This window comes from Candidatus Erwinia haradaeae (genome assembly GCF_900698995.1).
Classification (GTDB): domain Bacteria; phylum Pseudomonadota; class Gammaproteobacteria; order Enterobacterales; family Enterobacteriaceae; genus Erwinia_E; species Erwinia_E haradaeae_C.
The window spans coordinates 900,183-925,727 of the sequence record NZ_LR217735.1; the positions used below are offsets into that span (position 1 = coordinate 900,183).

Consider the following 25,545-nt stretch of genomic DNA (forward strand, 5'->3'; position numbering starts at 1 on the left):
CAAATAAAAAAAATTATCATTCTATCATTTTTATCAGGTATGTTACCATTTTATATTAATAGGTTAATTTATGCTTCTAAACCTATAAAATTCTTAAGCTTTATAGGTTTAGAAATTGTTAACTAAATATCGGCACAACAAGATTCTGCAATAAAATAATATCTATTTTACTTTATATGAATGAAATTCAATAATACAGTGCTATATCGTCATAAATTTTTTTACTATTCATCTGATAATAAAAAACCATATCTTATCTTGATTAAGATAAGAATTAATATTTATTTTTAAGATTAATCTTCAGTTAAAATAGACTATTTACTAGGCCATTTTAAAAAACTTATCTTTTATTATAATTTTTTATATTGTCTTATTTTTAAGTATAAAGTTTAAAACATGACAATAAATCAATAAATATTGAAAAATATTAATTTTACATAATATTGATTCACAGAAAATTACACATATAAAACATGCTACAATGTTATGCTTACATCGAGAAATTTTATTTAAGTTTTCTCTAAAAACTGATTCTAAAAAATAATTACGTACATTTTTGATTAGTAAAGTTAAAGTTAATACTAAGTATTTTTATTTATTTTAAAGTAAAAATCTATGAAACAAAAGCATAAGATCAATAATTATTCATGCTTTATATATGTGTAAGATCCACTAATCTAAACATCTAAGATATTAAATAAAAAAATATACTATATATTTCTTTTAAAATATATAGATATTACTGTAAACATTTTAATACATACAGGATCAGAAAAAACATTACCCTCTAACAAAATACATCTTTAATAACAATTATTATCTCTAAATGTTATCTTTATATTACATAATAATGTGATGCTTCTTAAATATGTGCTCGATAAATAAAGGGGATATAGCTCAGCTGGTAGAGCGCTTGCATGGCATGCAAGAGGTCAGCGGTTCAATTCCGCTTATCTCCACCAATTTAAATTGATGAATTCTTATTTAAAAGAACACTATTCTTCCTAAAAATAATAAAAATAGTAAAAATAACATAGAAAAAAAATAAAAGATATAAATTTTTACAACTAAACAATCACAAAATTAATTATTCTAGTTATCTCATAAAATCCTTTAATCCAGATAACGAGACTAAAAAATATCAAACTATACTCAATGTGTCACATAAAAACATAAAACTTTTAAAAAATTAATTACAATAATGTCATTATGATTAATTTATATAACCTACCAACAGATGTTTCAGTGAATTGCACTCAGTCATCAAAACTAAAACATACATAAAAAATTTAAAACATAAATTATATGCAACAAAATTTTGAGAATTATTTTCTAAAGATTGCTCTTAACAAATATTTATGATGCAAAAAGCGCTTGTTTTCTCAAAAACTATAATGATTAAATAAATTAAAAATATTATAAATACGCCTTAATATTTTTACAGTAAGAATACAAGGTACATCTCCTGAAATTGTATTTGATTAACAATACAAATTTTAATCTATTTCGTTATGCTATTTTTTTAGTTAATGTTGCGATTTAGATTAAATTTAGTAAAACATAAGAAGAATTTTCTTAGCAAATAAATCTAAGATTTACTATCATTGAATAATCCTTTTAATAACACACTCCAGTATTATTTCATATTAATATTATACTTGCTACATCACTGTATAGCCCATGGTATGTTATGAAAAATCGTCTTTACTTGTTAAATATTTTTCTCTTATTTATAAGAAAAAGGGGTCAGTTTTGTGCTATAAATTTAGGTAAAAATTTTTTCAATATATCATATATATACTAAAAATAAATATTTAGAAAACCTTTAAGCTCCGATTGTTAACACGTTGATATAAACAAATAATATAGTTTATTTAACTTCAGAGATCCTTTGACATCGTGATATAATAAACATTAAATACTAGCATATTTCATTTCTATAAAAATACAATGCTAATTAAAATCACCTCCCCTATTTTAAATAGAGCGCAGATGAATAAACTTATCTAAACACATAAAATATATTCTTATGTTATAAACAAATAAGATATTCAAACCCTATAACTATATTGCAATATCACCTTCTAATTACTATCGTCACCCTTGTTGTTTATACTCTAAGATATATCTAAGGAAAAATAACCTGACCCATATAACAGATGCACTCAATATCAATCGAAACCGTAACCGCTAAAACAAGAAACTAATAATATATATGCATATACCTTTCATTTAAAGCAGACCATTTATCAAGTTATGAGATCTATTATGATACAGATAAAATAACTTTAAAAATAGTAGCGAGCAATTGTTTAGTCGCTACACTAGATAAAACGGCGTCTACTGGAAGATACCACCAATGCGCTTCAGAAAAACTACGAACTTTAACCGCATCTTTCTCGGTCATAAGAAGTGTTTGCCCGAAGGAAGTTAATGCATTTAAACTAAGTGAATCATAGATCTGATGATCAGAAAAAGATACTGTTTTAAGCGGCTTCACACCATGTTTGTAAAGAGTATTAAAAAAACGCTCCGGATTTCCAATTCCTGCTATCGCAACTATATTATCTAATTCTTTTATAGATTTTTGTTTTCCAGATTTTAGGTTCACCGCCAAACCTGGCATTAAATTCATCTTAAGCTCACCTGGTAAAGGTTGCCCTCCATTTGAAATAATTGCCGTCACATTATTTAAACGACTCTTGAGTTCGCGCATAGGACCAACAGGCAACCACCAACCATTTCCAAACCGCCTCTCACCATCAATAACTATAATTTCTATATCACGCGCTAATGCATAATGTTGCAACCCGTCGTCAGTAATAATCACATCTACTGCAGAATGACTTAGAACTGCTTCTACTGCTTTTTTTCTTGAAGGTGCTACTCCCACGATAGCGTTAGTTCGTTGATAAATTAATACCGCCTCATCACCTGCTTGATGAGCTTGAGTGTCCCTAGTTACTAAAAATGGATAAGTTACTCCCTTCCCTTTGTAGCCACGTAAAACTACACCAATCTGAAAACCATAGCGCTGTAAAGCTAATACAAGCCAAATAACCAAAGGAGTTTTGCCATTACCACCTACAGTAATATTACCAATTACCACAACCGGAACAGGAGCATGCCATACTTTTCTTAAACCAAGAAGATAACTCAGTCGCACAAGATTACTTATAAGGCCATATGCTAAACTAAGTGGAAATAATAAATAGCGAAGATAGCTTTCGCTCCAAAAATTTTTCATCATTATCCAAATTGCATTTTATAAAGTTGAGCATAAACACCTTGTGAAGCTAGCAACACCTTATGAGACCCTCTTTCTACAATCTGTCCATCCTCAACCACAATGATTTCATCTACTTTTTCAATACTAGATAAACGATGTGCGATAACTAAAGAAGTGCGGTTTTTCTGTAATTCATCTAACGCCGCTTGTATTGAACGTTCAGACTCCGTATCAAGTGCAGATGTAGCTTCGTCTAGAATTAAAATCGGGCAATCACGTAGCATTGCGCGCGCAATAGCAATACGTTGTCTTTGACCTCCAGAAAGAAATATACCATTTTCACCAATAATTGTATCTAAACCCTTCTCCATCTTGCTAATAAAATCCATTGCATGCGCTATTACAGCAACCTTTTCAATATCTGCTCGACTATACTTTTCATGACAAGCGTAAGCAATATTATTTGCTATAGTATCATTAAATAAATGTACATTCTGAGAAACTAAAGCTACCTGATGTCGAAGAGAGCTTAACTTATATTCGCGCAAATCATAATTATCTATAAAAATATTACCATGTTGAATATCATAAAACCGAGTTAATAAGCTAGCAATAGTAGACTTTCCTGACCCAGACCTCCCAACAAGCGCTACAGTTTTTCCAGACGGAATGCTAAGATTAATACCTTTTAAAGCTGGAATATCCCGACCTGGATAACTAAAAGTTACATCACGAAATTCAATATTTCCAATAGCACGTTTTACAATATATCTACCATGGTCTATCTCTTGCTCACTATCTAAAATGGAAAATAACGTTTGACATGCCGCCATACCTCTCTGGAACTGTGTGTTAACGTTTGTTAAAGATTTTAACGGTCGCATTAATCCTATCATACATGAAAACACTACTGTAATAATACCAGCAGTTAATGCTTTCATTACACTAGGGAAACTTGCAGCAAATAAAACAAGAGCTAATGCTAGCGAAGCAATTAACTGAATAATAGGATCAGAAATAGATGATGCTGAAACCATTTTCATAGCTTGCTGACGCATACAATTACTTACGCGATGAAAAGATTCATTCTCGATGCTCTGACCCCCAAAAATTAACACTTCTTTATGACCTTTAAGCATTTCTTCTGCACTTGAAGTTACCTCACCCATAGTATTTTGCATATTCTTACTAATAGTGCGAAAACGTTTAGATACAGTTCTAATAGATAACGATACGAAGGGAGATAACACAATTAAAATTAAAGATAATTGCCAACTATAATAAAACATAAGCATAAACAAACCAATAATAGATGCACTTTCTCGTACTATGGTTACTAACGCACTAGAACATGAAGAAGCAACTAGTTCAACGTCATAGGTCATACGAGATAATAAAACCCCAGTAGAGTGCTGATCAAAGAAAGCTACTGGCATCCCCATCATGTGATTAAACAAATTACGCCGTATTTTCATCACAACGTTACCAGAAACCCATGAAATACAGTAGCTCGAAGCATAACTAGTTACACCTCGTAATAGCATGAGGGTAATAATTACTACAGGCATCCACAATAGCACTGAACGACCTGATTTGCCAAAACCATCATCCAGTAACGGCTTGAGCAATGATAACATCACCGCATCTCCCACCGCATTTAAAATAAGTGCAATGGTGGCTACAATTAATCCTATTTTATAAGGTATAACAATTGGCCATAGTCGATGAAATGTTTTCCATGTAGAGATATCTTGATCAAAATGCATGGCTTAACCAGTATTAATCACAATACGATTATTAATCCTGACTGGAGTCATTAAATGTTTTGAATGACTAATCGCATCCTATCTTATTACGTTTTATATTATATATCTTATTATATATCTGTAATTTTAAAATACAGAAGCTAGTATAAAATACTAGGTAGAATAATATTCTTTATAACAAGAATATTTATGAATAAAATCAAATTATATAGAGAATTATAATTCTTTAAAACTTATTCCGGTATATAAGTAATACCTTAATCTTACGTGATCTATTTAATTATCTTTGAGTCTTGATAACTTGAAATATATTGCAATGTGTAAACATAATTCTATTATATTTGTAATATACAAAAACAACAAATGCATAAAAAATATCAAACTATAAAAAATATCTTATATATATGAGAATCGTCTAAAGATTGTTATTTTTGTCAAGTACAGTATTATATTAAAGATAATATAAATATATTTTAACGTTATACCCTTCTCGATCAGTATAATTTTCAAAATACTTAAAAAATCAAAAAATTAACAATAAATTGCGCTCCTATTATAAAAAGTTTTATTTTTACGTTGAGGTGACCAATTAGTGAAGATATTAGCCTTTAATACAAGCACAGAATATTGTTCTGTTGCATTACAGCAGGCGCATAAAAAACTATCTTATGTAGAACTATGCACTCATAAACATACTCAATATATTTTACCATTAATACAAAGAATTTTACAAAAAAGTAATATGTCACTACGCGAACTCGATTTCTTAGCCTTTAGTTATGGTCCTGGAAGTTTTGTTGGTATTCGCGTAGGAATTACTATCGCACAAGGTCTAGCACTGGGCTCTGATCTTCCATTGGTGGGTATCTCTACTTTTGAAATACTAGCACAAGCTGCCTGGAGCAGACTACTTTCACCACGTGTTCTCATTGCGATAAATACGAATATAGGTCATGTATACTGGTCTGTATATCAACGTAATCATCTTAGTAACTGGCAGCGCCAACAAAATGAAATTATTATAAAACCTACAGACATACTTGAACGGATGAAAACACTGACAGGTAAGTGGACCTGTGTTGGTACAGGATGGAAAACTTATCCAGAGTTAACAGAAAAAACTAATCTTGATCTTTTTATCTCTGACATAGAAATACCTCATGCAGAAGACATGTTACCTTTAGCAAAAAGCATGTTTTTGGCAGGTTCAACAATATTACCTGAAAATATAGAACCAAAATATTTAAGTAATGCATTTTTTAGTTAATTATTATATACATTATTTAATATAATAAAAATTATACTTATTTTAAAATAAGTTATACAAAATAAATAAATATATTTTCTACCTTACAGTAATAATCTTTATTACACTAAAGATATATTAACCTAAAATATTCTGTTTAATTTTTTAATTTATACCTATTTTCTTATATTAATTGATATATAAAATATATACTAATTTAGTATCAATGCTTTTAAAACTACAGAATATAGATATACTCCACACCTATATTATATAAGTATGATTTTCTCTATTGGCAGGGGCGGAGAGAGTCGAACTCACAACTTCCGGTTTTGGAGACCGGTGCTCTGCCAATTGAACTACGCCCCTAAATATCTCATTTTGAGACAAATCTTTATTGTAAAGATTATGTCAAACAACTTTTATTAAAAGATCCGTAAATATATAAGAAACTGATATGTCATAGTATAGCGAAACTTTTAATACTGGCAAAATTCTTTATTAAGAAGCATATGATTCTTACATAACGCATAAAAATTCATTTTTATATATACATGCCATTTAATTTGAAATGTTTTACTCTCAAGTAATTGATTAAAATTTTTCATAAAGCGCTTTTCTTTAGAGATATTATTATTTATATCTACAAAGCAGTAATGCTGAATAATAAGAAATACTTAAAAAAAATAAAAGACAATTTTTATAGCTAAATTATAAATATCTTGTTATATTATTATAAATAATATATGAATTCATTAATCAATAATGTTTATTATTTTTCTTTGATACATTATTTGATATATTTTTATAAGGCAGCTAACTCTATTTTGATAAATAATTATTAAATAACAATTACTAAAAATTAATTATTTCTGGCAGAATCCTCTTTAAAGTAATTAACAATTCTGATATTTTCATATTTCTTATATAATTATGATAAGATAAGAATATTTATATTTTTATGTTTATAATATGCATAAAGTTTTATTTTATTACTTATAGTACTATTATTAATAATAAAATTATAAATTATATCATGAACTAAATTTTTAGAAAAATAAAATATTTATATGTAATATATTATTACATATTATATTTGTTTTGGTACTGATACCATATACTATATAACTTGTTATATCTAATAAAAAATCATACTTTTAATGTAAAATTAAAAACATAATATAACTATTTAAAAGAAAAAATTATCAGACATAATCTGTTTGTCACAACAACATAACGATCGAAATATCTACTTAATTAAAAATAAAATATTTTACCTTTAGTTTATTTGCTATCAAGAATTGATATCCTTTATTTAGGATAAAGCTCAACTATACTAAAATAAATATTTTTATTATATTTTTAGTATTTTCTATTATATCTATTTATATGAATATATGAATAATTAATACTGTATTATTTATAATATATCAAACTCTTGTTACATAGTACATCTTATATGAATAAAATGGTCTATTTGGTGTCCCCAAGGGGATTTGAACCCCTGTTACTGCCGTGAAAGGGCAATGTCCTAGACCTCTAGACGATGGGGACTGTTATCATATTTTGATCAATGAGACTTATAGACTTATTTTAATCTAAAAAATCTTCCTACCAAAGTCTTTAAAGAGAACCTGTCATTATGACAATCTTTCAGTCTACAATAATCTATAATTAATAATACAAATAGTTTAAATTTTACATAAGATTAAATAAAAAAACTTATTACTCTATATGTTTCTTGCTTTTATGGCGTGACTGAGATATATTTAATACTAAATATCAATTTAGTAATAAAACTACAATTAATATTAATTTTTAAAAAATATTACAAATAAATATAGTGTTTCTCTATATAAATAATACACAATTTTTATATTATTTATTAATAATTAGAAGCGCTTATTCTTCTAATTATTTTAATTACTTTTATATTTTTCTCGAATCCATACTTTAATCTTAAAAACTTTTCATAATATTTATCAATCAAATCTACAAATCATATATAAAATCTATTATATACAGCCACTAACTTTAAATTTGCATAGTAATATTAAAATTATCTTTTTTCTTTATTCACAATGACTTTTTAATTCTATTATAATATCACATAAAAACTATACTGAATAGCTATTTTAAGTCATATCTTCAAGATCTTCTCTTTTTGCATAATCATAACATATTAAAAAATAGAAAAATAAACAATAAAATTATTATCTAAGATGCTATCTTATTATCTTAATACTGAGCACCTGATCAATACTATTTCTATATTCCACATTACGTTACAGTTATTATGTAGTTCTTGATTACCAGGAAACTTATAAAACATACTCTTTATCTTAAACCTATTACACTTAACATCTCATGAACTATCATAATAACTTTATGCTTATGGAGCAAGCACTAAATGTCAAGTTTGATATGATTTTAGCAGTCTTTACTATATTTCATAATTTTAATTCCTGAAGGGTTAAAAAGCCATAATCTTTAAGAGCTGGAACTAACTGAAGTGCTTTTTGATTGACATGCATACATAACGCTATGTTATGAGTCTTTGAGTTTATTTTATGATATGTATTACCCAGTAAAAATTCTATACGGCGTGCTATAGCTTCACCTGAATCAATTAATTGTGTCCCCCTAGGTAGTACGTTTTTTAGCTCTTCACGAATCAAAGGAAAATGAGTACACCCCAAGACTACTGTATCAGGAGGCACAGACATAATTAACCATGGTCGCAATATATGTTTAATAATTTTATTAGGTACTATACTACCACGCAGTTTACTTTCCGTTAACTCTACCAATTCATTAGAACCTAGCATAGTTATTGAGCACTCTGCAGCAAAACGAGCAAGTAACTTGTTCGTGTAAGAACGCCTAACTGTTCCACGAGTTGCTAAAATACCTAACACGCCATTACGCGTTAATTTAGCCGCTGGCTTAATTGCTGGAACTACTCCAACTATAGGGAACATAAAACGAGATCGAAGCGCTGGTAGGCTCACAATACTGGCAGAGTTACAAGCAATGACTACTAAAGATAGCTGATAAAAACGACTCACTGCTGTGATAATAGATACTACGCGCTGGATGGTTTTTTTTTCTGATTTTTCACCATAAGGAAATACGACATTGTCAAACACATATAAATAATGTAAATCTGGGAAGATTTTATAAATCTCACGATAAATAGATAATCCACCTACACCAGAGTCAAATATCACAACCTTAGAAGAAACCACAGAAGGACTAGAGATTAATGACGCCATAGTAGTATGTGATACATGCTCCATCACATCATACTCCATAAGATATTAGCTATCAATTTACATTACTGTAACTATTTAGGTCATTGTTTCTCTTTCAGTTATTGCACTATTAAAAATAGTATACTTATTGATATACATTATCAATAAAATATTTTTATAGATATCTAGTGTTTAGGTATATACTATTAATTCGCTCCCCTTACAAAAAATCAATCATATACAAACATACCCATACTGCTTCTATCATATCTGCTCGAGAAAACTTAAACAACACTACCTTTAATATTAACGCTAATTCTCTAATATATATTGAGTGATCACTTCAAATGATTATAACTTTAAAATGATTATAAAAATACTTATTTTTATGAAAAAAAACATTATAATTATGATATTTTATAAATAATTAACTCTCTGACAATATATAAATAATACATATTTTATATATAAACAAATAAATATTATCTATATCTGCTAGAATAGTTTCTAAAGACTATTCTTATATAAGAAACATTAACACCTCAATAATATTTAAATATTATCTAATAAATTTTTACAAAAATCAATAGAACAATAACAGATGAGTAAAGATAATCAAATAAAATTAATTTTATACAAAATTATAAAAACATTCTGAGATTAACGAAAAATATAATATAAAAAACTTTTAAAAGTTAATTTTTTACAACTTTTAAAAGTTTAAAATAAAATATAGATAAAAATAAATATATTCTATTATAGCAAATATGATAACAAAATGCATTATTTTTTTACGTTGTTATAAGAAGTACTTCTCGTTTCCTGAAGATCCTATAAAAAACTATAAAAATCAATAAGAAATATTACACAAATATTATGGTGCATCCAGGAGGATTCGAACCTCCGACCGCTCGGTTCGTAGCCGAGTACTCTATCCAACTGAGCTATGGATGCATTGTGGCGGTGAGACGGGGATTCGAACCCCGGATACAAATTTTCTCCGTATACTCCCTTAGCAGGGGAGCGCCTTCAACCTCTCGGCCATCTCACCAATAAAAATAACCTCAATTTATTCTTGTTTGAGAAGTCTTGCATTCATTCTTCTTTATTTTATATATTTTACTATTTACCGATGTAAAGTCAAATCCTTTCTCTTTCAGAAAGGACCTATATATAGTTTATTATGATTCATAATATCAAAGATCAGCACATTATTAAACGATATAGAATTTAAAATACACTATATTTTGTTCATTTTACCTTTCAAAAAAAAACTATGTTAAATATGTTATTATAATATTTTTTTTGGAAGATAACATTAAGAGTACATGTCTGTAAAACTTATTAGTGCATATAAAAATATTAGTTAATTAACTAAAAATATTAATTTTCTAAAAAAATTATCCATTATCTGATTTTTGTATTTTTTGTCTTATATAATCACAATTTTCTTTGATAATCGCTTTTGCTTCTATTATATCTGAAACTACAGGATTATCTCCATACAATGGTAAATTGGAAGTTTCCTGCATCTTGATCCCTGTTAAAACACCAATACTTCCTGCAATCATTAAATAATAAGCTGGGATATATAGGTTTTTAGTTTCCTCAACTAACCATGCAGCTATTGTTGGGGTTAAGCTAGCAATAAAGATAGAAATATTAAATGCAGTAGCCAATATACTACATCGAATATGTGATGGAAACATTGCCGGCAAACTTGATGCCATAACACCGGTAAAACTATTAAGAGTAAATGCCAATATAAGCAAACCTAAAAACATGAGTCCTGTTACATGAGCATTAATTAATAAGAAACAGGGAATGGAAAAAAATAGCAAAGAAAAACTACCTAAAATTACTAATGGGCGACAACCGAATTTATCACTCATTAAACCTATAGTAGGTTGTAAAAAAAGCATACCTATCATAATAGCTATTATAGCAATCATCCCATCATCTTCTGAAAAATGCAAATTCTTTGATAAATAGGTCGGCATATAAGCTAGCAACATATAATATGTAACATTAGTTGTTATGACTAATCCCATGCAAATAAGTAAGTTTCTCCGATACTGATTAATTAGTTGTATATATGAATCTTTTTTTCTTGAACGAACAGTACCATTATCACTAATGATGAATTTCTTGAGATTCCCTTGAAATGCAGGGCTTTCTTCTAACATACAGAGCAAATATAACCCAATAGCACCAAGCGGTAACGCCATAAAAAATAAAATACGCCACCCCCAGCTCAAAAAACACTCCGTACCAGTAACAAAAGAAACAATAAAAACTAAGACAGCTCCCAATAAAAAGCCAGCGATTGAGCCAAAATCCAACCAACTGCCCATTAATCCACGTTTACGATCTGGTGAATGTTCGGCTATAAAAATAGCAGAGCCGATATATTCCCCCCCTACCGAAAATCCTTGCATTATTTTACATATTAAAAGTAACACTGGAGACCAGATTCCTATAACAGAATAAGATGGAATGCAACTAATACACGCAGTACTAATTGACATCATCATAATAGTAATAGAAAGTATTTTTTTTCGACCATATTTATCTCCTAAAATCCCAAAAAAAACACCTCCTAATGGTCGAATTAAAAAAGGTAACGAAAATATTGCTAGAACAGCAATTCTTTGTGTTCTGAGATCAATTCCTGAAAAAAAAACTTGTCCTAATTCGCAAGCCATAAACCCGTATACACTAAAATCAAACCACTCTATCGCATTTCCTAACACAGTCGCTGTGATAACCTTTCGTAATCTAACCTCATTAATAATCGTCACATCCTGCAATCCTAAAAGACTTGCATGTGTTTTTTTAAATAGCATATATACAGTACCCTAATGCAATCTATTGACTAATTACAATCTAAGTTAGATTATTTTATTTTCTGTAACCCATAGCAATCTTTTTGATCTTTATTAAATCTCTTCGCTCGTACTAACTAGTATTTTGCTATATGCAGACAATTGTATAATCTTACTAAATACATAATAAAAAATCGTTTGTCAGTCCACATCCACCTCTTTATAAAGACTAAGTTGGCTCAAAATGATAAGATAGAGGTTTGGTATAAACTGTCATTATTATAAATACCAATAAATGTGAAAAATAAGCTGGATCGCGTAGACTTAATGAAACCAAATCGATTTACTCTTTAAATATGAAAAAATATAATAATTGCCTAGCTCATATATCTATATAATAATTTTACATATAATAATTAGTTATATTAAACTAAACTGTTGAATAAACTATTCTATAATCTATTTTGCATCTTAATAAAGATTTTTTTAAAATATCTCATAATATTATATCTATTCCATTTTATTTAAAAAATATTCTCACATTATATTCTAGTATACAAATTTATCTGATACTAAAATGAATATTTAAATTAAAATATTAATAGACTGATAACGCTCTAAAATAATTGTGTATATGAATATATTCTTAGAGCGTATCTTACTCATTTATCTAAAACATCTAATAAGCGACTATTATCAGAATTCCAAAAATAAGTATCACACCGATAACTAAACTAAACCTTAACTATATTATTTCTCAGTAAATCTGTAAGTATTAAGAAAAGCTCTCTTTATCATCAGTTCAAATAATACACACCAAATACTATAGACTATTTCAAAAAACCATATTGTTTTTTATGGAACTATTGTTTAAAGTGTTCACTTTAGACGCATTCTTCTCTTTAACTATATATACAGTATCTCAATAAAACCACTTAAAAATAAAACCATTAAACTAACAACGAAGTAAGATTTACAAATAACAATTTTTTAAGATCTCTTTTAAATAATTCTATCAAATATAAAAACTATAAAATACATATCAGCATATCAATTACATTGATGATTCTAATGTAAAAATTTTATACATACTATTTATCCCATTAGCATGATGAATAAGATGGAAAAACACAAAAAAAAACTAAAAAAAATAGTAATTTATGCTATTACTAAATAAACCTATATTTGTTATTCTTAGTATTATGGAATGAGGTTAAATATGTCAAGTGCTCGTTACTTTCATAAAGTATATTATGCTGTTATACTGATTTTATATTGGGTATTTAATAAATTTTAATTATCAATCAACATATCAAGCACATGTAAATGATCTAAAGTACCTAACTAATTCTTATATTATATATGTTTTTATTATATCAATAATATTGATATAAAATTAATAAGAAAATAATTTTATTTATGCTGAATTCTTTTCGTAGAGATAATCTCGATAATCTCATCATTATTATGATTATGCATTGTATCGCACTACGTAAACATTCCAATTAACTTCATAGTTGCGAATTATTATTTATCAGTTAATTACAAACTCAGATGAGGTCTTCTAGTGAAAAAAAATATTCACCCAAAATATACTCATATTACCGCTAAATGTTCTTGTGGTAATAAGATTCAAACTCGCTCTACTATCTGTCAAGATATACTGCTAGATGTGTGTAATCACTGTCATCCATTTTATACCGGTAAACAACGTGATGTGGCTAGCGGAGGCCGTATAGATCGCTTTAATAAACGATTCAGAATACCAAATAAAAACCAATAACATCATATAGTACATAATACTATTATTAAAAGAGAGCCTAAAAAGCAAGAAAGAACTTACTGCTTAATATTATCATATTTTTATGCTTAGCTTTAAATTAACAAACACATAAAAGTCTATATTATATTATATCATAGTAAATTCGCACTATTTAATGATATTAGTGCGATATCATTTTATCTAATTATGATAGATTTTTTCGATACAATATATAATATATAATAATACGTTTTAGAAATACAGACACTCCGAAATCTAACAAGAATCTCATTAAAGGCCTCACATCTACTGCATTTAAAAATAATATTACCTATAAAAGTTTTTTTGGAATTTAATGAAGCTGAATTTATATTCATTGAAATATACCTACATAAAAAGACATGATTAGTTAATCTTCTTTAATGATAATATAGAATATAAATAATATTTATGTTTGTGAGTTTAATAGTATTAACATAATAAGCATGCTGCTACACGAACTATCTATTAACTTGAATATAACTGTTTTCTTAATGGAAAATAAAATAGCCACTCTATTTTTAATAATTACTCAGAACATCCTTATCACTAGATTTCCTTATTTATTCTACCATGATCTCATAACAGTAAAAATTATTTCTCCATACTAATGCAGCACTATGAAATCACGTTAGCAATGTATATTTTCGAATTAAATATATATTTATATTATTTCATATAGGTCAATTTCTTTTTGTCTATATATAAGGAAAATAAGGTGAAAAACATAATAACATATTGTATGATTTTCTTCGTTATATTTGGTGTGCTAACCAGTTTTTTTGTTGTAATATTTTATTACCTGAATATAAAAAAAAATAAGCAATCTAAAAAACAAATAATTATTCAAGCGGAGAGATTAGCAAAAAATAAAATTCAAGACTTACAAAAACAATTAGAAAATTTATACTCTATCAATCAAGAGCATGAGAAAACAAATAAAAAATTAAATACCGCTGTAATCCTTGCTAAAGAGCAATTGCAAGACCGAGATTCTTGGCGCAGAAAAACCGAACAACTAATACACGATAATCAAATACAAATAAATATTAACAATACTCAAAAAATAGAATTACGTGAAATGACAATTCGCCTTGAAGAAGCAAGAATGGCCGCTATCAAACAACAACAGATAGTAATTAATAATGAGGAATATCTTAATATCAAATTTGAAAATCTAGCCAACCGAGTATTTGAAAATAGTGGACGTCGTATTGATGAAAAAAATCGCCAAATCTTACAAAGCCTCACAACTCCCATTCGTGAACAGCTTGAAAGACTTCATCATCAAGTTCAAGAAAACTTAGAAAAAGAAGCCCGCGAGCGCTACACTCTTTCACATGAGATTCGTCATCTACAAAAGCTCAACGAGAAAATGACTCAAGAAACCTCTAAACTAACTCAAACGTTAAAAGGTGATAATAAAACTCAAGGAAATTGGGGGGAAATAGTTCTTAATCGTGTTTTAGAAACTGCCGGTCTACGAGAGGGGCATGAATATCAAGCGCAAATGCATGTTCCGCTAGAAAACAATGGGTATGCGCAACCGGATATTATAATACGATTACCGCAGGGTAAAGATGTAATTATTGATTCAAAAATGACACTAGTAGCATATGAGCGTTATTTTAACGCTGTTGACGATATACAGAGAGAAACTGCCCTTAAAGAGCACATTGCTGCTATTCGCGGACATTTAAGAGAATTAAACAAAAAAGATTATCAAAAATTACCTAGCTTGCGATCTTTAGATTACATCTTAATGTTTATTCCAATAGAACCAGCATTTCTTCTTGCGCTAAACAAACAACCTGAACTGATTAATGAAGCTTTTAATAAAAATATTATGTTAGTCAGCCCAACTACTCTACTGGTGGCATTGCGCACTATTAACAATCTTTGGCATTTTGAAAACCAGACACGCTATGCACAGAGAATCGCTTATCGCGCTACTCAATTATATGATAAAATGCGATTATTTATAGACGATATGAGTCATATTGGACTTAGTCTTAATAAAGCTGAACATAGCTATCAGCAAGCAATGAAGAAGCTATCAGAAGGAAGAGGTAATTTAATATCCCAAGCCGAAAGTTTTCGTAAGATGGGCGTACAAATAACAAAACCGATCAACCCAGAGCTAACAAAAAAAGCTACACCAGAAGACTCTTTAGCAGATAAGATTTTTGAGGACTAATAAAGCTATGATTATAGTGAATCGTTTTCAAAAATATTACATTAAATCTCGTTCTAATACCTCTTTCTGTATTTTATTTATTTTTATTAACACTAATGCATCGCTAATGTATATTTTATCTTAAATATCTGATAAATAAGATTTTATTATGCAATAATATATCCATATGAACGTTGCTTTGCACGAGAAATTGCAAAAATATTCTATGATTTTACCTAGATCAGGTATTTACAAACATCTATTATAAAGACATTCCACTTTTGAAGTTTTTCAAAAATTACTATGAGATATTTTCTATAGATTTAGTCTATCTTCTCGATATATCCGATTACTCTTGGAATGCTTTAGCGCATGAATATTATAACAAATGATATTGCCTCTAACATTCTAGCAATATACTTTAAGTAATATTAAACAGAATACTACATAGGTTAGTAAACCTATATAACTATCTAAATTTACCTTTTATACAACTCTTTAGTAAAAATAGATCTTGATATTAACTTACAAAATTAGTTAATGGTATAAAAGAACCGTACCATTGCATCTATATCTATGATGTATTTTGTTATGCTCTCCTGAGATACAAGGCATAATATGATGTTACATTATATTAGAAGAAATAAACATATGAACTGATGCTAAACATACTATGCTGATCACTTCATATTTACTTAATAATTAGTAAAATAATAGTTTTATAAATACACCATAATACACAGCAATGTATCATACACATAAATATCTATTTTAGTAATTCTAGTGATTATATGTAAATATATTCTAAAGTTAAAAAATAAACAAAATGCATCAAAACTCTTATCAGTATACTAGGAATATCCTATATTGAGTATTAGCCTCATAATGAAAAATAAACCGGTATATAATTTTAGATACAATTACATTGTCACAATCTTCAAGGCATCCAATAAACACCACTCTAACATGGCTAATATGATCTGTTCTGATTTGATATTCTATGTAAGAATAATCTTTAAACTGAAGTAATAAACATATTTTCGAAAAATCTATGAGAATTATTCTTACACCAAGCTACGAATTTAATGAATCGCATTTAAATACGAATTTCATATGGCTAATACTATAAAAACTATAATACTGAATATAAAATAGATATAAGTAATATTAAGCATATATGATTGAAAGAATAACGCAATATCTCTAAAGATAAACAAGAGAATTTTAGATAATTTATTCTATTATAAATAGAATATACTTCTAAAAAATTTAAATTATAGATGTAAATAACCAAAATGATTTTACCTAATGATCCAGAAAGTTTATTAGTAAACCTAATGTATAATTACTGCAGTTACATTACATGTCTCAATTACATGTTAAATAAACGCGAAGATAGTCAGTTGATTACGTATTCGATTTATCTGTAAACGTATAAAATACAGAATGATTAGAGAGGGTTGAATAAATGTCAAATAAATTAAAGAATACTACCCATTTTGGGTACAAAACAGTCTATAAAGAAGAAAAAACTAATTTAGTCAGTAATGTTTTTCATTCTGTAGCGTCCAGATATGATCTTATGAACGATATAATGTCATTAGGCATGCATAGAATCTGGAAGTGTTTTACTATTCAGCACAGTGGTGTCAAGCCTGGGCATTATGTATTAGACTTAGCAGGCGGTACTGGTGACTTAACAGCACATTTTGCAAGTTTAGTAGGAGAGAGCGGATTAGTTGTTTTGGCTGATATTAATAATTCAATGTTAAAAGAAGGCCGCAAGAAATTGCGGAATAAAGGAATTCTTAAAAACGTGCGATATGTACAAGCAAATGCAGAAAACTTACCATTTCCGGATCAAGTATTCGATTGTATAACTATTGCATTTGGCTTACGCAATATTACTGAAAGTAATCAAGCGCTTACCTCTATGCTTCGAGTGCTCAAGAGAGGAGGACGTCTCCTCATTTTAGAATTCTCTAAACTAGAGTCTGCCTTATTGAATAAAATTTATAACATTTACTCTTTTAAGGTCTTACCATTCCTCGGAAAGCTCATAGCACAAGATCAACATAGTTATCGTTACTTGGCGGAATCTATTCATGTTCACCCTGATCAGGAAACTTTAAAAAGAATGATGATAGACGTTGGGTTTCATGAAACTAGCTATACAAATCTTACAGGTGGCATTGTTGCATTACACCGAGGGTTCAAGTTTTAATTTTAATTAAGGATAGATATAATCTTTCTCACAATCATGATGACAGCATTAGAAAAGATCATTAATACTATTATTTATCGCGAACAGGCCCTAGCATCTACACAAAAACACCTTTGTGGTCACAGCTTATTATTGATAATAAATGAGATAAATTTATCAATAGTATTTATTTTTGGTAAAAATAAAGTAAAAATCTTTCATCGCCACAATCGTATCGCAGATTGTACGCTGACTACTACTTTAACTACATTACTAAAACTATATAATTATCAAGAATTCATAAAACTATTGCATAGCGAAAAACTAGAGGTAAAGGGTGATCTAAAAATTATAGAAGTATTCTTGGCAACACTAGCATTAGATGGTATGGAATTCGATTTAGGAGAACATCTTTCCCCATGGATTGGAGACATTATCGCAGAGAGCATTAGTCAATTTGTTTGTAATCGTTATAAACTAATGAATTATGCAATAAAACGCAAAAAAGAATGTTTATCACAAACCATCATCGAGGAGTTGCGTTTATCACCAGGATCTCTTGAAATGTCCTGGTTGATTAAAGAGGTAGAGGAATGTCTAGATATTTTAGATATATTCGACAATCGTATTCGCCTTTTGGAGATATCATGACCTTTGGTGAGTTACATCGCTTTTATTATATTATCCATATTTTTCTGAGTTATAATCTGGATAATCTCATACCACAAACGCATTTATCGAAACCAATGAAGATACTCTGTAAATGCACATTTTGGATATCAAAAAAAAACACAAGAGAATCTTTGGGTTCTCGTTTGCGTTTTGCTTTAGAAAAATTAGGCCCTGTATGGATAAAATTTGGCCAGATGCTATCTACCCGTCGTGATATCCTTCCAATACAGATCATTAATCAACTAGAAATGCTGCAGAGCAATGTAACTCCTTTTGATGGAAAAGAAGCATTAAAATTAATTGAATCCTCACTAAATATGCTCATTTCAGATAAATTTGATAACTTTAATATCATTCCATTAGCTACAGCATCAATTGCACAAGTACATACTGCGATATTAAAAGAAAATGGACACGAAGTAATCATCAAAGTTATTCGGCCAAATATATCATCAGTAATAAAATCAGACTTAAAACTATTATATCGGCTAGCTAGATGGTTACCATATTTTTTTCCTGACACTAAACGCCTAAAACCTTTAGAAATCGTCTCAAACTACGAGAGCACATTACTTAACGAGCTTAATTTGTTACATGAAGCAGCTAATACGATTCAGATACGTCGTAATTTTGAGACAAGTTCTATATTATATGTACCGAAAATTTACCCACTTTATTGCAGTGAAAATGTTTTAGTAATGGAACGTATTTATGGTATTCCTGTTTCTAATATTGGAATGTTAAAACAACATGGTGTTAATTTACCACTCTTAGCTGAAAGGGGTGTGACAATCTTTTTAAATCAAGTTTTTCGGGATAGTTTTTTTCATGCAGATATGCACCCTGGTAATATCTTTATTAGCTATGAACATCCAGAAAACCCACAATATATAGGGATTGACTACGGCATTGTTAGTACTTTAAACAAATCAGATAAACATTATTTAGCAGAAAATTTTATTGCATTCTTTAATAGAGACTATCACAAAGTTGCCGAATTGCATATAGATTCAGGCTGGGTACCGCCTAATACCAACTTAATAGATTTTGAGTTCGCTATTCGTCGTGTCTGTGAACCGATTTTTCAGAAGCCTCTGATAGATATTTCTTTTGGAAATATCTTAGTTCAGCTTTTTCATACAGCTCGATGCTTTAATATGGAAATACAACCGCAGTTAGTTTTGCTTCAAAAAACATTACTTTATGTCGAAGGGTTAGGTCGACAGATTGATCCACAGCTAGATCTATGGAAAACAGCTAAGCCTTTTCTTGAAGACTGGATTCAAAATCAAATCGGTCTTTCTTCCGTTTTTCATGAATTAAAAAAATATACACCAACGTGGGCTATACGTTTATCTGAATTACCAGATCTATTATATGAAACTCTTCTGCAAAATAAAAAAATACAACTACAATATAATAAAGATAATTTAACTAAAAATTTAACTATTTCATCTCTAAATCAACATTCAGGTCATTATTGGCTAACGTTTAATCAAACTCTATTATTAAGTGGCACAGCTGTTCTTTTGTTTTGTCCAGAATGGGATCTCTTTGCTATTATGCTAATCTCTGCTAGTTGTCTAATATGGTTTATTGACTATTGAGTTAGCACAATGTCTAAATTATCATCAATAATAAAACAAAAGAAGAACTATTGCTACATTATGCGCGCCGCCAAAATATGTTGCATCAGTTTTAATTTATCTTCAATTCTATGATTTTATAAATCTACCATTAAATGCATATAAAGTATAATACCATTTTAAATATACCTATTAATAAAATATTGATAATTTATGTCTAAAAATACCTACTTTTACATTAATAAAATCTAACAATAATAATTAAATTTTATAAAAATTATTTTTTATAATATGCATACTATGAAATATATTTTAGAATATTTTCTATATATAATATTTTTCATGAAAAAAGATATCAAAAATATTACAGATATTAATGTCATATATCTGGGTTAAATTATACTCATTGATATTTATTGTTTTTATTAAAATAATATATTTTCCTTTTATATATATACGAATCTAGTAATAAAATCTATACAGTTTTATTATATTTTATATCTTATATTATAAAAATAATAATCAAATTATACTATAATTTTACACTCTTTAAAAAGTTTTAATATTATTAGAATAAATGCTATTTACATATAACTTTCGTACAAAATATATATCCTTAATATTTTCTCTTAAATTGATACTCAATATTATCTTAAACACTGTATTCTCATACAATACTTACTATGGATATTAATCTGAAAAGTGATCTCAATTATCAGCACACAACACAAAATCACAGCGCATAAATCAAATCAATAGTAAACGTTTTAAATATCAATATTATTGATTAATCTCATATTTTATAATAAACAGTTATATAATAAACAAATTAAGTTATGAGGGTAATTTTAAAAATTAATGATTTATTATAAAATATAAATTCAAATTATATATGCTGATTATAATTTTATGATGTAACAATCTTAATATTTCTGAATATTTTAGAATCATATAACATTATCTCTGGATTTAATTTCAAAAATAGTAATAAAAAATCAGTTACATACATAGTTCTAATAAAAAATACTATTAATGATGTACTATTCATTTAAAATATAAATCCAAAATAAATATTTTAAATAAATTCATTATAATAACAAGAATTATATACATAATAAAATTAAAACCAATACCTTATTGTTATATTTGCTTATAGGAGTATGTATAGAATCTTCTATTACAAAAGTAAATTTAAAAAATATTCTTTTAGATAACATAAAGTAATTTTTTTATTTACAACAACCTTATAATTATACTACTACAATCTTAATATTTATATATTATACTTTATATTCTCTTGCTGATAAAAATAAATAATACTTTTTTTGCCAAATAAAACTGAACAAACATAAAAGATAACCGATAAAATCGGAAATTTTATTTTTATATAAATAAAGATATATTGAGTATTAAATGACATATTATCTATTCAGATAATAATACGCTTATATTTTTATCTGACCTATGTACATACTAAGAATTTTCTACCAATATTACAAAAAGTATAGAATTTAAATACCATTTTAATTATTACTAATAAGTCTATTAATCAATGATACTTTCATTATGGAATTCAATTCCTTATAAATAAAAATTAATTATATTTAATCAGCAAATATCAAAATACCATAATTATCCAGATATATATATGACATTATATGATATATATAAACATACAGTGCTTTGGAAAAATATGTATTAATATTCTAATTAGAATGCAACATATCTCTTAAAATCAAATAAGTTCTCAGTAGTTTTTAAAAATCACGCGATCTTTTCAAATTGACTATATTTTCTATAAAAACTCACTATGTGTGTAATTTATATAAAAAATACTAAAATTATTCAACGTTTCTTATTATATTTACTTAAGGTAATCTAAATTCTATGGCATTTTATATATAATAAATAAAATCGAGTATCAAAAAATATATAAAAATTGAATATACATTAAAGAGCAAACAAATAATTATTGATAGTAAAAATAAAACGCTATATAAAAACTTTAATAAAATGATCCATATATAAGTCTAAAAAATAATTAAAAATATCCTAGAAAATAAAAAACATTTATTTTTTATTCGATGGTTTTTATAATTTTATTATTAAATTATATCAAACAAAATCATATAAAAATAATTTATTTTATCATAAAAGACTTGGATCAGAAAATATTTTATATATTGTCATTTATCTAAAATTAAAGATAACATTATTAATCAGTCTGTAAATAGAATTTTATTAAATAAAATCTTATATATAAGAAAATAAGCAAAACTTATATATTTTCACTATAAACAAAATTATTTTTACGCTCAATAAGATTTTTCCAAAATCGAGAGATTGAGATAGTTAAACAAAGGCGCATCTATTGCATTCTTTATCCACGGAATTACTCCGAGTAAAGGAAGATTTAAGCGTTTTTCTAGTGCTATCAGATAATCCTGAGCACGATAATTATTCTTGATAGGATGGTTAGCAATCCATCCAAGAAAGTTTAGCCCCGTTTGACGAATTGCGTTTGCTGTAAGCAACGCATGATTAATACAACCCAATTTCAGCCCAACAACTAAAATTACCGGAAGATTTTCCATAATAACCCAGTCAGAATAGCTATATTTCTCTCCTAATGGTGTTAACCAACCACCTGCTCCTTCTACTACAACCCAATTGGCGATCGATCCTAGCGATAGCAACCCTGCTGACAATATACTGAAATCAATTAATTTACCCTCGTCATGAATAGCTAGATGTGGCGCAGTTGGAGACCTTAATGGATATGGATTTACTTGATTATAGTTAATACATACATTACTATTATCCATTAATGCTAATCCATCACGATGACGAAATCCATCAGATGTAAATGTGCATCCTGATGCAACTGGTTTATATCCTACAGCAAGGTAACCGGAATGTATAGCAGCCTGCAATAGAGCACATGTTGCTATAGTTTTACCAATGTTAGTATCGGTGCCAGTAATAAAAAAATATTGAGTCATAATAAATGTACCCCGAAAAATAAAGCTTTGAACTATTTAAAATAATTATCTTACTTATCACTAGTTCTATAATTAAGCTCCTTAATCAGTCTTTGAAAACTATCTTTAAAAGTTTTATCATTAGCCAAATAAGAATAATTGAGAGACTTTATGTATCCGCTTAAGCATTAAACAATGTTTTATAAATATATTTTATTAATTTTACTGCATAATACATTTAACATAATTAATCACATCTCAAAAAACTCCTCAAGATATTAAAAAAAATTAAATCATGTAAGATTTATAATTCATAATAAAGAAATCAATAATATTTCATTATATTTTGAGACCTAAAAATAAGATATATACTCTTAGAAAATATAAGTACTTCAATTATGATAAATTATGTGATTTTAAAAATACCATAAAATTGTACTGGATAATTTACACAAAATAATACAATTAAAATATACCATATATTAATATAATCAAAACTAGACTAATTATTTTCTATAGCTTTTAACAATCAACTGCTGGATGATTTTTAACTATCTCAATACATTCAACACCGTGCCTATCTAATACTTTTAAATACTTTCAGATTTTGAAATACTTTCAGATAATTCATAAGATAATTAATGATTATATGTGTTTATTATTATTTAGATTATATCTAAATCATCTTTTATCTAAGATAGATTATCTCATGCTCTTTAATGACTTAATTATGATAAATCTCATTGATTTATCAAGCACTTTTTGATTTTATGGAATTATTCATATGCTATTTTATCTTTAAAAATCTTTAAGATTATCGAAACTAATCATATCATCATAAAAAATTAATAATATTTAGGAAAATCATAATTAATCCTGATTCTGTTTCGGTCAGAGATAAATTAAATATCTATCCTTAAATTTTATTTAATAATATGAACTACCCAAAAACCATTACATGCTGATTTTTATTATTATATGATTTTAAATAATCAATCTTTAACCTATGATAACAATATAACTTATTCTTCAATTAGTTTTTCAAACATTTTCCAAATAAAAAATAAATAACAGCACAATAAATAACAGCACTATGAAGCATGCAATATTATACCATTATAATAGAGTGTTTATATTATCATCACCCAATAATAATAATTTTTAACATGTAAAAACCCTATAAACATATAACTTCTCTAATAATTAATCAAAATATCATTATAATAAAAAATGCATTACTTCCACTCATAATAGGCGAGTAAGAATATGTTAATAACAATCGTGATCTAATTAAGAATCCAAGAATTTCAATAACTATTTTTATAAAAAACCACGTGATAAATAACTTTTAAATATAAAGGATACTACATGCCTTATGCTATCTCGAGTAATTGTTCATATAAATGAACAATGAATATTACACTGCGCTTCTCTAAAATAGAGAATACAGTATATTTAATCAAAAAAGATGAGACTAATCGTGCGTACTGCAACGAATTCTCATGAAAAAATTAATAAAAAACTACTTACACAGTATCTAAAATCTTTTTAAGAGTAACTATACTTATTAATACCATTTTACCTATTCCACCCACTTGAAAAATCAAGAAGCTATTAGTTTTGGCGGATAACTGTATAAATATTATACGCCTAGTGAAATATCAATAATATTGAATAATATTCATATCAAAACAGATTATTGTATAGTCTCAATGTCGACAAACTGTAATATATGATTATTAAACTATAATTAAATAATTAACTATAAAATCATATCATACTTAATTATTTTAATTTTAAATCACA

Annotated in this window: 11 protein-coding genes and 5 tRNA genes; 7 read left to right on the plus strand and 9 right to left on the minus strand. The window is 27.4% G+C overall.

Features of this window, described 5'->3' with window-relative positions; genetic code table 11:
* Positions 1-886 precede the first annotated feature (886 nt).
* A tRNA-Ala gene (locus ERCISPPA3004_RS02870) sits at positions 887-962 on the plus strand.
* Positions 963-2,266: 1,304 nt separating this feature from the next.
* Here ERCISPPA3004_RS02870 and lpxK read toward each other — a convergent pair.
* Together lpxK and msbA are read right to left on the minus strand one after the other, a co-directional pair.
* Entirely contained in the window at positions 2,267-3,250 is a 984-nt protein-coding gene (lpxK, locus tag ERCISPPA3004_RS02875; RefSeq protein ID WP_157990585.1) for a tetraacyldisaccharide 4'-kinase, read from the minus strand.
* Positions 3,250-4,995, minus strand: a complete 1,746-nt coding sequence (msbA, locus tag ERCISPPA3004_RS02880; protein ID WP_157990586.1) for a lipid A ABC transporter ATP-binding protein/permease MsbA — start codon at positions 4,993-4,995, stop codon at positions 3,250-3,252. Before msbA ends, lpxK begins: the two co-directional genes overlap by 1 nt.
* Positions 4,996-5,587: 592 nt before the next feature.
* Here msbA and tsaB point away from each other — a divergent pair.
* Positions 5,588-6,262 carry a tRNA (adenosine(37)-N6)-threonylcarbamoyltransferase complex dimerization subunit type 1 TsaB gene (gene tsaB / locus ERCISPPA3004_RS02885; protein ID WP_157990587.1) on the plus strand — a complete coding sequence of 225 codons (675 nt, stop codon included), beginning with the start codon at positions 5,588-5,590 and terminating at the stop codon, positions 6,260-6,262.
* A 272-nt stretch (positions 6,263-6,534) separates the two neighbouring features.
* Here tsaB and ERCISPPA3004_RS02890 read toward each other — a convergent pair.
* The 6 genes from ERCISPPA3004_RS02890 to proP form a co-directional block, all read right to left on the minus strand.
* A tRNA-Trp gene (locus ERCISPPA3004_RS02890) sits at positions 6,535-6,610 on the minus strand.
* 1,109 nt (positions 6,611-7,719) lie between these two features.
* Positions 7,720-7,795, minus strand: a tRNA-Glu gene (locus ERCISPPA3004_RS02895).
* An 896-nt stretch (positions 7,796-8,691) separates the two neighbouring features.
* Positions 8,692-9,540, minus strand: coding sequence for a glutamate racemase (gene murI / locus ERCISPPA3004_RS02900; RefSeq protein ID WP_157990701.1), 849 nt, complete (start codon positions 9,538-9,540; stop codon positions 8,692-8,694).
* 832 nt (positions 9,541-10,372) lie between these two features.
* Positions 10,373-10,449: transfer RNA gene (locus tag ERCISPPA3004_RS02905), tRNA-Arg, on the minus strand.
* Between the two features lie 4 nt (positions 10,450-10,453).
* Positions 10,454-10,546, minus strand: a tRNA-Ser gene (locus tag ERCISPPA3004_RS02910).
* Positions 10,547-10,895: 349 nt separating this feature from the next.
* Positions 10,896-12,341, minus strand: a complete 1,446-nt coding sequence (gene proP, locus ERCISPPA3004_RS02915) for a glycine betaine/L-proline transporter ProP (RefSeq protein ID WP_157990588.1) — start codon at positions 12,339-12,341, stop codon at positions 10,896-10,898.
* 1,546 nt (positions 12,342-13,887) lie between these two features.
* Between proP and rpmE the strand changes: the two genes are divergently transcribed.
* From rpmE to ubiB, 5 genes are all read left to right on the plus strand, one after another.
* Entirely contained in the window at positions 13,888-14,103 is a 216-nt protein-coding gene (gene rpmE / locus ERCISPPA3004_RS02920) for a 50S ribosomal protein L31 (RefSeq protein WP_157990589.1), read from the plus strand.
* 760 nt (positions 14,104-14,863) lie between these two features.
* Complete coding sequence (gene rmuC / locus ERCISPPA3004_RS02925) at positions 14,864-16,318, plus strand: DNA recombination protein RmuC (RefSeq protein ID WP_157990702.1); 1,455 nt, start codon at positions 14,864-14,866, stop codon at positions 16,316-16,318.
* A 1,447-nt stretch (positions 16,319-17,765) separates the two neighbouring features.
* Positions 17,766-18,521 (plus strand): bifunctional demethylmenaquinone methyltransferase/2-methoxy-6-polyprenyl-1,4-benzoquinol methylase UbiE, encoded by a 756-nt coding sequence (ubiE, locus tag ERCISPPA3004_RS02930; RefSeq protein ID WP_157990590.1) that lies wholly within the window; start codon positions 17,766-17,768, stop codon positions 18,519-18,521.
* 36 nt (positions 18,522-18,557) lie between these two features.
* Entirely contained in the window at positions 18,558-19,151 is a 594-nt protein-coding gene (locus tag ERCISPPA3004_RS02935; protein ID WP_157990591.1) for an SCP2 sterol-binding domain-containing protein, read from the plus strand.
* Positions 19,148-20,779 carry a ubiquinone biosynthesis regulatory protein kinase UbiB gene (gene ubiB, locus ERCISPPA3004_RS02940; protein ID WP_157990703.1) on the plus strand — a complete coding sequence of 544 codons (1,632 nt, stop codon included), beginning with the start codon at positions 19,148-19,150 and terminating at the stop codon, positions 20,777-20,779. Before ERCISPPA3004_RS02935 ends, ubiB begins: the two co-directional genes overlap by 4 nt.
* A 2,294-nt stretch (positions 20,780-23,073) precedes the next feature.
* Here ubiB and bioD read toward each other — a convergent pair.
* Entirely contained in the window at positions 23,074-23,760 is a 687-nt protein-coding gene (gene bioD, locus ERCISPPA3004_RS02945; RefSeq protein ID WP_157990592.1) for a dethiobiotin synthase, read from the minus strand.
* Positions 23,761-25,545 lie beyond the last annotated feature (1,785 nt).